Below are 12,496 nucleotides of genomic sequence, written 5' to 3'. Positions count from 1 at the left end.
ATAAAGTAGAGTAAATAAAATAAACCGTCTTTAAACAACCCGGCTAAATAAAGCACCCTGTGACTGGATCGTCCAGGAGGACAAGCTGGGTTTCAAATCGGAAATTCTCCTTGTCTCCAGAAGTTATTTTATCTTAGATTTTAGATATAAGAAAGAAAAGTTCGGCTGGAAAGTGGAGGAAGGGGAAGGTTGATGAAATAACTATTTATGTCGCAATCTTCGGTAAATTCAGCACCGGACCAGCAGTTACGGGCAAAGATCTGGGAGGTCTACCAACGACTCCTGCAAACCTATGGAGAACATCCCCTGGTACCCCGGCGTGAACCCATGCACGAACTGATCTCAACGATGCTCTCACATCGGACAACCCAGCAGAATGAAGCCATCGCCTTCCAACGGATGTGGGAGCATTTCGGATCCTGGGAGGCAATCCGGGATGCCCCTGTAGAGGAGCTAAGTCGTATCATTGCCCCTGCGAACTTTGCTGAAGCCAAGGCATCTAACATCAAAGAAGCCCTGCGACGTATCATTGCAGAACGGGGCGAACCTTCCATCGATTTTCTTCGGGATGTACCTCCAGAAGAAGGACTTCGCTGGTTGATGTCCCTACCCGGGGTAGGAATCAAGACGGCTTCTCTGGTGTTGCTTTTCTGTTTCGGCAAACCAACTTTACCGGTTGATACCCATGTTCATCGGGTCAGTCAGCGGTTAGGCCTCATCGGCCCAAAGGTTAATCCAACGGCTGCCCATACCTTTTTATCGGCCCTGTTACCACCGAATCCCCATGTGCTCTTTAATTTCCACGTAAATATGCTCCAACATGGGCAGAAAATATGCATCTGGGGTACTCCACGTTGCCAGCGATGCCCATTAACCGATCTCTGTAACTGGTATCAAGAGCATCGGAAGTAATGCCATTTCCCCGTTGAAATCCCTGATCAATGATAGGGGAAATTGCAGGCAGTTGACCTGTTTGCGGGTGATTCAAGAATACTTCCAGGGAGGTTATGCAATATTTTCAGACTGAATCGGCAGATTAACGTGAAAACCCAGAATATTTTTATCCTTGCAATTATCTTTATTCTCCTGGGGAATCTACCCGGCACAACCTTATCAAGCGCAGAATGGATCGGGCATCAGGAATCAAAGGCCAGAGATCCCAGCAACTTCTGATTTCTGACTCCTGACTTCTAATTTATGAAAAATACCACAAAAGAAAAGTTACGTCGGGGCGAGGTAGTTATCGGAGCGGTAATTGGAACCTGTAATCTGGATATTGTAGAGATTATGTCCCGGATGAACTTTGATTGGTTATGGTTTGATACAGAGCATTCACCCCTTAACGCAGAATTACTTCAACCCATGCTTCAGGTGGCTCGAGGTGGACGATGTACCCCCATTGTCCGGGTGGCCTGGAATGATCAGGTTTTGATCAAGAAAGCTTTGGATGTAGGTGCCTATGGATTGATCATACCCTGGATAAACAACCGGGCACAGGCAGAAGCTGCCGTTCGGGCGTCAAAATATCCTCCCCAGGGTCTTCGGGGATTCGGACCCAGATGGGTTACTACATCTGGAGGAGATCGCTTAGAATATACCAAAACGGCTAATGAGGAAATATTGATTATCGCTCAAATCGAAACCCGGGAGGCTGTGGATAATCTTGAGGAAATTCTCACCACACCGGGCATAGACGCTTACCTGATCGGTCCTAACGACCTGGCTGCTTCTTTAGGGCATTTGGGAGATATTCACCATCCCGAAGTAGAAAAGGCAATTGAAAATATTGTTGAAAGAGGAAAGAAAGTAGGTGTACCCGGAGGCTTTGCCAGTGCCCCCGTGGAAGAATGCAAACAACGTATCGCCCAAGGGTTCCAAATTATCACCTTGGGAAGTGACCTCGACTTTTTCCAAAGAGGTATCCAGGACACCTTTGAAAAACTGGGTCGGAGGATGCGATAAGGTTTATCTTATTTATCCTTTAACTCTTGATTCCCATGTCCTGTCTTACAAAGGTTAAATCTACGCGCCAGGATAAAGGGGTTAGCCCCGGCGGGGCGACCTGTTTCACAGGCCGCTCCTCCATTCCCCCCGCACGCGGGGGAGATAGAAGGAAGGAAACTTCGCTTCAAAGTTCCTTCCCTTACAGAGCGGCGGAAGGCCAGGAAGGGAACCCCTCAGAGGTCTCATTCTTATCCTGGTGGCTATAGGATTAGGAAGTTATGTGAGAAAGAACCGGCCTCTAAAAGGGAAAAGGAGGGGTAGTTTCTATCCTTTATACCCAATACCGACTTGGTAGAAGAGCCGGTTCTAAGCCCCTGGATATTTTTAAAGGGTAGGGGTCCGATAAAGTATCCTTCCCTTTGCCTTAATCTCCACATCCACCAGATATTTTCGGATCGTCTCAGGATCGGGCGTGATACCTAACCCGGGCGCATCGGGTAGATGAATTTGCCCATTGGAATCTGGGAGTATTTTCGTAGGGGTAAGTTCAACTGCCAGGGATTTGGGCTCGACCGGGTACTCGCAGAGGTTATGGTCTTTTAATCCGGCGTAGGGTTGCAAAGAGGCACTGAGGGCCAGGTGGGTGGTAAAGGTGTGATTGACATAGGTAACCCCCTTTGCATGGGCATAATCTGCAATTTGCTTTGAAGTCGTAATACCTCCTGCCCGACCTGTATCAATTTGTATAAAACCGATTCCCGCATAATCGATCATCTGCTGGGCCATGTAATAGTTATGGCAACCTTCACCACCGGCCAGTTTAACACTTCCAGATAAAGTCGACAGTTTCTTGTAGGATTTTAGAGCCCCGGAAATAAAAGGTTCCTCCAGCCAGAGCACCTGACAATCTTGTAATACCCGCAAGCGGAGGCTTGCAGCCTCCACATCATCGACCCAAACTGTTCCCGCATCGATCATTAAAATTCCATCTTTGCCCAAACCTTCTCGTGCCGCATGAACCTGATCCTCATCCATCTGGACAGTTCCCTTGCCGAAAGGCCCCCATCCGAACTTGGTTGCTCGGTATCCTTGACGTCGTACCTGTTGTGCCTTCTGAAAAGTCTCCTGAGGAGTATCTCCGAAAAGTTGCGAAGCATAAGGGATTTTGGGATAAGCTCTGGAATATCCCAGCAGGTTATAAATGGGAAGTTCCAGTTTTTTTCCCAAAAGGTCCCACAGGGCAATATCAATCCCGGAAAGGGTATGATCCGCCTGTAAAAGATCCAGGCTATTGGCCCGAACCAGGTTCCCAATTCGGGCAATATCTTCCACACTTTCTATGTTTTGACCCAGTACGGAATCCTGAACCGGTTTGCAGGCACTATGGGACATGGGACAAACTAAACTTGCAATGGATACCAAAGGAGAGGCCTCACACTCTCCCCAACCCTCGTAGTTACCTGCACGTATACGCACCAACAAGGCATCCTGACTTCCATCCCCTATATCCAGGATTTCCGGCATCGATAAATAAAAAAAATCAATAGTTTCTATTTTCATGATTTCCCTCCTCCGAATTCTATAGTTCTCCTGGAAAATATCATACGCTACTTTTGCAGTTTTTAGCTCTTACAATGAATGGATTCGATAGAGCCTGGAAGATAGGGACCTCCTGGATTTTATTCTCTTCGTTGACTACCCAATATTCGTTGTAGAGTTGGAATATCTACAGGTTTGGTAAAGTGTTGATCGAATCCGACCTCTTGGGAATATTGCTGGTCTTTCTCCTGTCCGTATCCCGTCAGCGCGATAAGAAGGGTTTTGGACAGGCGAGGTTCCTGGCGGAGCTGTCGAGCAACCTCATAGCCATCCATCCCAGGTAAGCCAATGTCCAGTAAGACGATATCCGGCAGGTAGGTCAGTGCTGCTTCCACAGCCGATGGACCATCGTAAGCCGTATAGACTTCATGCCCCCACAGTTTTATCAACTCACTTAAAGTTGTTGCTGCATCTACATTGTCATCGACTACCAGAACACGACGTTTAGAATCCAAAATCTTAGGTTTCGGGTCTACGGAGTCGGGGTTCAACGTTCTAGACCCAGTTTCAGACAATACCGGCAGACGTACTACAAATTCACTTCCCCGGCCCAAACCTTCACTGAAGGCCGATACACTTCCACCGTGCATTTGTACTAAACTCCTTACCAGCGTAAGTCCAATACCCAGGCCGCCTTGTGAACGATCCAAAGATTGACTTGCCTGGGTAAACAGATCGAAGATTCGGAGTAGCATTTCTGGAGGAATACCGATACCAGTATCGCGTATTCGGATCACGGCTTCTTCTCCTTCTTGAGTACAGGTCAACCAGATACGACCGCCGGGTTCTGTATATTTGGCAGCATTATTGAGCAGATTAACAAGGATTTGCTCCAGTCGAGCGGGATCTCCCTCCACCCAAAGAGGTTCTTGGGGTAGGGAAACCAATAGCCCATGCTGACGATTCTCAATGAAGGGTTGACTGGTCTCAATGGCCCGGGTTATGATAGTGTTTAGATCTAAGGGTTCCTTTTTTAATTGAACTTTACCACGAATGATTCGTGAGATGTCCAGAAGATCATCCACAAGCCGGGTCATATGTTGAATTTGCCGTTCTACAATATCCATTGCCCGTTTCAGGGTGGGATCATTTCCACTACGTAGGCGCATGATCTCGAGGGCATTACGGACCGGAGCGAGGGGGTTACGCAGTTCATGGCCCAGGATGGCCAGGAACTCATCTTTCCGTCGATCGGCTTCCTGAGCCTCTTGATAAAGCCGTGCGTTTTCAATGGGAGCAGCAACCCGGTTAGCAAAATCTTCGGCTAAAGCCAGATCGGCAGAGTTATAACGGCGACCTGATTCAACAGATAAGAAGGTTATAGCACCAAGAGGCCGTCCCTGGACTTGAAGGGGCACACACAGGTAAGACCTGGGATTTAGCTGTCGAAGCAGTTTAAGGTGCTCAGGGTCGTGGGTCATGGTTAAAAGGAAGGAATCGGAAATCTCAGGGTAAATTTCCGGGTGACCAGTCTGTAGTACTTTAAAAATACTGTGAAGAGTATCCGGTGAAAGCATCATAGCCTGCTCTAAGTTACGAGCCAGGTCGGCCTTGGAGGGATCCGCATGGGCCACTGCTATGCGATGGAGCAATCCATTTTCTCCTATCAAACCCACAAAACACCAATCGGCCAGGTAAGGCACCACGAGATCTGCTACCGTATCCAGCCGGGTTTGATAATCCAGGGAAGCAGAAAGTACACTACTGGCATGGGCGAGGAAAGCAAGGCGTTGTTGTGCGGCTTCCGCCTCAATACGCGCAGCCTGTTCTTCTTCATAAAGACGGGCATGTTCAATGGCCAATCCGATTCGATCGGCAACAAGTTGCAACAGGAGGGCGTCCCTGTCAGTAAATCGATAAGGACGAAAGGCACCGGCATGAACAACTCCAATCACCCGGCCTTCGACCATCAACGGAACCCCTACGATCGATCGGATCCCTTTTGCTCGTAAGACTAAACTTTCAACTTCCTCTGTCGCCAGATCATTTACGATGAGTGTTTCACGATCCACGGCGATTCGACCCGCTATCCCTTGACCTATGGGAATCTGAAGTCCTTCGGCTACCTCCCCTTCGAGCCCTATGGAAGCCTTTACTACTAAATGTTGTTCATCCTCGGCAACCAATAGAATGACAATCGTATCAGCGTCTAACAGTTCTTTGAGACGGTTTAATAACTTGGGAAGTAAATCCTTCAAGGACAAATGCGCCAGTGCAGTATCTGTAATAGCTTGAAGCCGCCGAACCATGTCGACGGCTTCCTCGGCTTTGGCACGGGCTATTTGCTCCCGAAGGAGAAGTTGCGCATATTCCTCCTCCGCTTGCTTGCGCTCTGTAATATCCCGGGAGTTTACAACGATCTGTAAAGACCCATGCTCATTGACAAGATTTTTACTTTTGGTTTCAAGAACACGCCAGGACCCGTTTTTATGCCGAAAGCGGATCTCTATAGACGGCGAAGCATTTGGATTTTGAAGTAACTCGATAAAGGCTGCCTGGATTTTTGGAATATCATCTGGATGAACGAATTCAAAACCATTTCTACCAATTAACTCTTCGGGTTTATATCCGAGTATCCGCTCCACAGAGGGGCTCTGATATTGCATGATCCCCTGGGCATTTAGAACCGTAATAAGATCCGATGCATTTTCTATCAGCGAGCGAAAATGCTCTTCACTGCGTCGTAAAGCTTCGATTTCTTCAATGCGTTTACGTTCTGTTAAATCCTGAACTATTTCGATTAAACCGATGACCCTGTCATTTTTATCCTTTGCCAGGGTAAGTAAAAATTGGGCAGGAAATCGCGTACCATTCTTCCGAATACTCTCACCCTCATAGGTAAACCTTTCCTTCCCGAGAAGATCTCCAATAAGAATTTGTAACCTGCCTTCTTCAATAAGTTCCTTCGGAAAGAATACTTCAATATTTTGTTTACCAATAACCTCGTCGGTAGTATAACCGAAGACCTGACAGGCTCCTTCATTATAGGCAATTACGTTACCATCAAAGTCTGCTGCAACAATGGCATATCCAACCAGATCTTCAAAGAGAGCCAGTGCAAAATCGGTATTTTCCCTGAGCTTCCTGACTCGCTCCTGAATCAATTGTTCCATGCTATCTCCTACTAAATCACTCATATCCTTCTGGCTCCTTTGCCAACTCTTATCCTGACCCCACACCTATCTGAAACCATATTTCAGTTTTGCCTGATGAAGAGAACCCATCAGAACCCTAAAAGACTCTTTCGAAGGAAAGATTAATAAAAAGGTTACAATATGTTTTCCAATGATGATAAATTCATTTTCAATCAAAATAATTTCTTGGGCTTGAGGGTTCAAGGTGGCAACGGATTCATCTAAAACACATTGAAGCAGATCCATGGCCAGAATGGGAGAAGAATGATAAATCTTTAACCCGCAAAAGTCATGAATGGCAGTCAAATAAGCCCCTGTAATGATATTGCCAATTTCACCCAGTAGAGAGTTATCTAGATGGACCATATACTCTTTGGAATTCAGAAGAGTTTTTTCTATCAAACGAATTAAGTCCCTCTTTTGCGTTTCCTGCACGATAAAAAACAGGTCTCCCATTACATCCCCATGCAGTTCCATTTTTGCACAGATCACAGGCATATAAGGATCATGGAAGACAGAAAACATATTCGGGATAGAAAGCTTATATACGTTGGGTATAATAACATCCACTGAACATCCAAGTATTTCACTAAAGGCGGTAGCGGCATTACCTGCTCCTATATTCATCATTTCTCTCAGGAAGTCTAATTCCTCCTCTGAAAAACATGGATTCACGTGTTTCATACCTACTACCTTTCCTTGCCCAACAAGCCTGGGATATCTAGCAGGAGTGCTACCCGTCCATCTCCCAAAATAGTACCTCCCGAGAAACCCTTGATTTGTTGCGCGATGGGATCAAAGGGTTTAATAATACTTTCTATCTGATCCAATACCGTATCTACACCCAATCCAATAAATTTATCCCCTCTATAAAGGATTAATGCTATCATATCTTTGGAGTCCTCTTGTTGAGGAATGTTCAACAAATTATTTAGTTTAACAAAAGGGATGACCTCGTTACGCAGGAGTAAGACTTTCTCATTCTGGATCTCCTTGACATCCTCAGGCCCAATTTCAAGGGTTTCGAGAACAATATCAGAAGGAATTGCAAAAATATGTTTACCAACTCCTACCATAAGTGTTTGTATAATGGCTGTAGTCAACGGTAGCTTCAAAGAAAAACGAGTTCCTTTACCTTTTTGGGTTGCGACCTCTACCGTTCCACCTAATCCCTTGACTGAGGTCATCACCACATCTAACCCTACACCCCGTCCTGAAACATCGGTTACCTCTTCCACACTACTAAATCCTGGTTTAAAGAGCAGATCTATCACCTCTTCATCTTCCAACAGTTTAGCTTCCTCCGGTTTTACAAACCCTTTTCGGACTGCCACCTCCTTCATCCAGGGAATATCAATCCCGGCCCCGTCGTCTTCTACCTCAATCAAGATGTGGTTTTCAACTCTTTTGGCAGCGAGTCGGACAACGCCACGCCTTTCTTTTTTCTGTTTCTGCCGAACCTCAATAGGCTCTATCCCATGACTTATAGCGTTTCTAATCAGATGAATTAGAGGTTCACTCAAGGCATCTAAGACCGATTTATCCAACTCTATTTCACTTCCTTCCATAACCAGTTCCACTTCTTTGTGGGCCTCCCGAGCTAAATCCCGCACCATTCTGGGAAATTTTTGAAAGATTTCATCTACGCGGACCATACGGGCAGCAGATACATTCTCTTGCACTCCATTGATGATGCGATCCATAGCCGCCAGGGCAGTCCTTAGCTCTTTATTGGCTGTATCGGAAATAATATTATCAATACGACTCTTGGTAATAATCAGTTCCCCAACCTGATCAAAAAGAGAATCCAGAAGATCCATGCTCACCCGGATAGTACGGGTTTTTTCAATAACGGGTAAGAAAATCTTCTCCCCCTTACGCCCGGTTATATCCCTTAGGACTCCAATAAACAAACGCCGTCCACCTACCTGCATCTCGTTGATGGCCAGTTCCATGGGAAAAGTTGAACCATCTTTCCGTAAAGCCTTAAGCTCGCGTCCGATCCCTAGAGTTTTTGCTTTGCCTGTTTTTAAGTAGTTATTGAAGTAAGTCTCATATATCTCCCTATAAGGCTGGGATATCAGCTCTTTGACATTCTGCCCGATGATCTCATCGAACCTGTAGCCAAACATACGCTCGACTTCTGGATTAAGGGATTCGATGATTCCCCATTCATCCAGGATAAGAACCCCCTGCCGTATCAATAATTCATGAAATTCGATCTGGGTAATTTTCTGCTTGAATTCTTCTATTTTCGCAGTGATTATAAGGGCCTGATCTTTTTCACTTTGTCCCTCAGTCCGCTGTCTAACCGACATCTCAAGGGCATCAATAATCTCAAACAGAACATCAACAACTTCTTGTGTGATGGGTAACTCACGCTTGCGCAGACGATCTAAAAAGTCCTCAGAAAAATGAGCCAGCTCTGCAATGCTTGAAAATCCCAGCATTGTGGAGGCACTTTTGAGAGTATGAAGGGTTCTAAAAACCTCATCCAGTCGGTCCACCTGGGCAGGATCTTTCTCCAGTGCCAGAAGAGCCCTGTTGATCTCTTGAAAGCCTTCTTTGGTATCGTTTAAATAATCGTCTAAAAAAATAGAAAAATTTAACTTATCCTTGTCCGACACTTATCCTTCTGATAGGAGGAGTGCCAGGAATGAAAAGAATAAAAAATCTCATTTCCTTTATCCTTCCTCCTCTTTTTTATTCAACACCCTTTGAATCTCGGTGATAACTTCTGTCTGGTTAAAGGGTTTTCTTATGTATCCACTCGCACCTAGCTGACGAGCTTCCTCTTGTTTTTCTTCCTGTCCCAAAGCAGTAATCATAATAACTTTCGCCTTTGGATCCTCTTTCCGAATATTCTTCAGGGCCGAAAGCCCATCTCCACCTTTCATTAAAATGTCCAAAGTTACCAGATCTGGCTTAAGACTTCTGTATAATTCTTGAGCTTCATTCCCGTCCTTTGCCGTACCTACTACCGTATGCCCGGCCGTTTCAACAATATATTTTAGAGAGTTCCTCATGAAAGAGGCATCATCTACAATCAATATCCTTGCCATTTCCATAAATAGGGGGTGATGAGCAGTAAACAAACATGGGGGTGGTAGAGTCCCTCGCTTCCTGCTTTCTATCTTTTGTTTACCGCTTATATCCACCACCCACCGTCTATTGTTCATTACCTATCGCCTATTGCTTACTGCTTTCCACCCATTGCCCTCTGGCTTACTGTACTTACCTCAGCTATCTCGGTTTTACTCAATACCTTATCCACATCGAGTAAGATAATTAACCTCTTATCAAGTATGCCTACGCCTATTATATACTCTTCCGAGATCGGGGTAATGGAAGTTTGAGGTAGTTTCTGGACTTTCTCATCGGGAATTTTGATAACTTCTTCCACACTATCGACCACAATTCCAATGGGAAAACCACCCTGCTCTAAAATGATAATGCGGGTGTCTTCGTCATATTCCTTGGGCTCAAAACCGAATTTCTTACGAAAACTAATAACAGAAGCAAGCCGTCCACGAAGGTTCATAATTCCCTCAATATAAGGAGGAGCATTGGGAATCTCGGTCGTATTTATTACAGAGGAAATCTCCTGGACCCGCATGGCTTGAAAACCAAACTCCTGGTTTTTAACAGTAAAAACAAGATATTGATCTGTTTCAACTTCTATTTCCTCCTCATCAAGGTTATCCCTTACAACTTCATCTGACATTTGGGAGAGGTGAGCCGTGGACAGCAGAGATGGTCGACCGATCACCTCTACGACCCACCGCTCACTACCTGAAGATTACCATCCCTTCCCTCTATCTTTGATCGTACTACTTCCTAGATTACCCAAGTGCAGGGAAAGCTTCTTACCCTTTGATTTCTTTAAATACATTTTTGTCGACGAATTGTTGGAGATATTTTCAGCAATATCAAACCGCTCTACCGTCTGCTGGAACTTTTCAGACATCTCTGCAAGGGTTGTTGCAATGGAGGTCACCTCCTGCATCTTCGCAAGAAGACTCTTAGAAGCCTCTGCTAATTGTGCACTTCCAGTCGAAGTATCCGTTGCAATCCCACTGATTTTATCCAGGCTCTGGGAAACGGCATCAATACTCTTCTTTTGCTCTGCAGCAGCTACCGAGATCTCCTTAGCTGTTTTGGAAGTACTTTCTATGGCACGGTTAATGTCCTTAAATGCTTTGGATGTTCGTTCAATGGAGCTTTTTCCCAGATTAACGTTCTCAGCCATGGTTTTGATGATAATTACAGTATCCTTTGTTTCTTCCTGGATAGACTTAACCAAGTTCGATATTTTCTTAGCTTGAGCCTTGCTATCTGCAGAAAGGGATTTTACCTCCTCAGCAACGACCGCAAAACCTTTACCATGCTTGCCGGCACGAACAGCTTCGATAGCTGCATTGATGGCCAAGATGTTAGTTTGACTTGCAATATCTCGAATAACATCCACAATCTCTTGAATTTGCTCACTGCTCTTACTCAGGGATTCAATGCTGGCTACTGACTGTTGGGAACCTTCCAACATAAGATCGGTATTCTTAATCGTTTCATCCATGGCTTCACTACCCTCTGCAACAGCTTTGCTGGCAATCTCGGCCATTTGATTCATACTTTCGGCCCGTGTTAAGGTATTAGAAGCAGTCACCCCCACAATTTCACTTTCACGTGATGCACCTGAGATCTGTTCAGCCTGCGCTTTAGCACCCTTGGCAATCTGTTCAACCGATAAGGACAACTGAGTAACCATCTCATTCATCTCCTGCCCCGCATTTAACATGCTTTGTGAAACTGAACCGATATTAATTCCCGCTTCGGTAAGTTCGGTTACAATCCCCCGTAAGCTCTCTATGGTCGCATTGATCCCGTTAACCATAGAGGCAAATTCGCCCGATGCCTCAACGTCAATGGTAGTGGTAAGAATTCCTTCACTCACCATGGCCATGACACTATTTATCCCACCGATGATGGTATTAAGATTATCGACCATCCCATTAATGGTATTCTTTAATTCGAGAATTTCTCCCTTGGCTTCTACCGTAATTTTTTGTTCCAGATTACCCTGAGCCACCGCCGTGGTCACCCGAGCGATGTCCCGAACCTGAGCTGTCAGACTGGCCGCCATGGCATTGACATTATCCGTCAAATCCTTCCAGGTCCCAGCTACCCCCTTGACCACAGCCTGACCCCCTAACTTCCCCTCCGTACCTACCTCCCGAGCAACCCGAGTTACCTCCGATGCAAAGGTGCTTAACTGATCCACCATGGTATTAACGGTGGTACCGATCCGCAAAAATTCACCTTTAAAGGGTCTTCCTTCAACGGCCAGTGCCATTCTTTTCGACAGATCACCCTCGGCAACAGCAGTAATGACCCGGGCAACCTCCGTGGTAGGTTGGGCCAAATTATTAATAAGAGCATTGATGGAATCGATGCTGGTCTTCCAGGAGCCTTTGGCTGTTCCCAGCGAAAACCGTTCGGTTAGTTTTCCTTCTTCACCGATAATCTTACTTACCCGTACAATCTCGTTGGCCATATTTTCATTCAGGCTGATGACTTCATTGAAGGCCTCTGCGATCTCACCCATAAGACCATCCTTTTCGACTTCCAGGCGAACGGAAAAATCACCTTGCTTGACAGCCCTCAGAGCATCCAACAATGATCTTAGTGCGGTCTCGTCCTCGGTACTTCTATAAGTACCTGTTTTGACCTCTCCAGAATCATTTCCTTGTTGGCCATCGGTTTGTCGACCTTGAAAAAAAACTAAACGGCCGGGTTTTCGGGGTTTTCTCATGCCATCCATG

Annotated in this window: 9 protein-coding genes; 2 read left to right on the top strand and 7 right to left on the bottom strand. The window is 45.7% G+C overall.

Annotated elements, in window-relative coordinates:
• Nucleotides 1-207 precede the first annotated feature (207 nt).
• Together nth and VNM22_03415 are read left to right on the top strand one after the other, a co-directional pair.
• Nucleotides 208-912, top strand: a complete 705-nt coding sequence (nth, locus tag VNM22_03420) for an endonuclease III (GenBank protein HWP46189.1) — start codon at nucleotides 208-210, stop codon at nucleotides 910-912.
• Between the two features lie 285 nt (nucleotides 913-1,197).
• The gene (locus VNM22_03415) at nucleotides 1,198-1,962 is read left to right on the top strand and encodes an aldolase/citrate lyase family protein (protein HWP46188.1); all 765 of its coding nucleotides are present in this window, start codon (nucleotides 1,198-1,200) and stop codon (nucleotides 1,960-1,962) included.
• Between the two features lie 366 nt (nucleotides 1,963-2,328).
• Here the strand turns inward: VNM22_03415 and VNM22_03410 are convergent, their stop codons facing one another.
• The 7 genes from VNM22_03410 to VNM22_03380 all read right to left on the bottom strand — a co-directional run bounded on the left by VNM22_03410 (nucleotide 2,329) and on the right by VNM22_03380 (nucleotide 12,495).
• Complete coding sequence (locus VNM22_03410; GenBank protein ID HWP46187.1) at nucleotides 2,329-3,504, bottom strand: mandelate racemase/muconate lactonizing enzyme family protein; 1,176 nt, start codon at nucleotides 3,502-3,504, stop codon at nucleotides 2,329-2,331.
• A gap of 119 nt (nucleotides 3,505-3,623) precedes the next feature.
• Nucleotides 3,624-6,680: a PAS domain S-box protein gene (locus tag VNM22_03405; protein HWP46186.1), complete on the bottom strand. Its 3,057-nt coding sequence runs from the start codon at nucleotides 6,678-6,680 to the stop codon at nucleotides 3,624-3,626.
• Between the two features lie 42 nt (nucleotides 6,681-6,722).
• Nucleotides 6,723-7,361, bottom strand: a complete 639-nt coding sequence (locus VNM22_03400) for a chemotaxis protein CheC (protein ID HWP46185.1) — start codon at nucleotides 7,359-7,361, stop codon at nucleotides 6,723-6,725.
• 5 nt (nucleotides 7,362-7,366) lie between these two features.
• Nucleotides 7,367-9,304, bottom strand: a complete 1,938-nt coding sequence (locus tag VNM22_03395; GenBank protein ID HWP46184.1) for a chemotaxis protein CheA — start codon at nucleotides 9,302-9,304, stop codon at nucleotides 7,367-7,369.
• Between the two features lie 57 nt (nucleotides 9,305-9,361).
• Nucleotides 9,362-9,856, bottom strand: a complete 495-nt coding sequence (locus VNM22_03390) for a response regulator (protein ID HWP46183.1) — start codon at nucleotides 9,854-9,856, stop codon at nucleotides 9,362-9,364.
• Nucleotides 9,857-9,873: 17 nt separating this feature from the next.
• Nucleotides 9,874-10,446 (bottom strand): chemotaxis protein CheW, encoded by a 573-nt coding sequence (locus VNM22_03385; GenBank protein HWP46182.1) that lies wholly within the window; start codon nucleotides 10,444-10,446, stop codon nucleotides 9,874-9,876.
• Between the two features lie 30 nt (nucleotides 10,447-10,476).
• Nucleotides 10,477-12,495, bottom strand: a complete 2,019-nt coding sequence (locus VNM22_03380; GenBank protein HWP46181.1) for a methyl-accepting chemotaxis protein — start codon at nucleotides 12,493-12,495, stop codon at nucleotides 10,477-10,479.
• Nucleotide 12,496 lies beyond the last annotated feature (1 nt).

This window comes from Candidatus Limnocylindrales bacterium, assembly GCA_035559535.1.
Lineage (GTDB): Bacteria > Moduliflexota > Moduliflexia > Moduliflexales > JAUQPW01 > JAUQPW01.
Note: the sequence above shows the minus strand (reverse complement) of the source record. Positions and strands in the feature narration are given on the sequence as shown.

What these genes read in the sequence shown, in the direction of transcription:
- nth (HWP46189.1), top strand. Translation starts at nt 208, where the DNA reads ATGTCGCAATCTTCGGTAAATTCAGCACCGGACCAGCAGTTACGGGCA.
- VNM22_03415 (HWP46188.1), top strand. Translation starts at nt 1,198, where the DNA reads ATGAAAAATACCACAAAAGAAAAGTTACGTCGGGGCGAGGTAGTTATC.
- VNM22_03410 (HWP46187.1), bottom strand. Translation starts at nt 3,504, where the DNA reads ATGAAAATAGAAACTATTGATTTTTTTTATTTATCGATGCCGGAAATC.
- VNM22_03405 (HWP46186.1), bottom strand. Translation starts at nt 6,680, where the DNA reads ATGAGTGATTTAGTAGGAGATAGCATGGAACAATTGATTCAGGAGCGA.
- VNM22_03400 (HWP46185.1), bottom strand. Translation starts at nt 7,361, where the DNA reads ATGAAACACGTGAATCCATGTTTTTCAGAGGAGGAATTAGACTTCCTG.
- VNM22_03390 (HWP46183.1), bottom strand. Translation starts at nt 9,856, where the DNA reads ATGAACAATAGACGGTGGGTGGTGGATATAAGCGGTAAACAAAAGATA.
- VNM22_03380 (HWP46181.1), bottom strand. Translation starts at nt 12,495, where the DNA reads ATGGATGGCATGAGAAAACCCCGAAAACCCGGCCGTTTAGTTTTTTTT.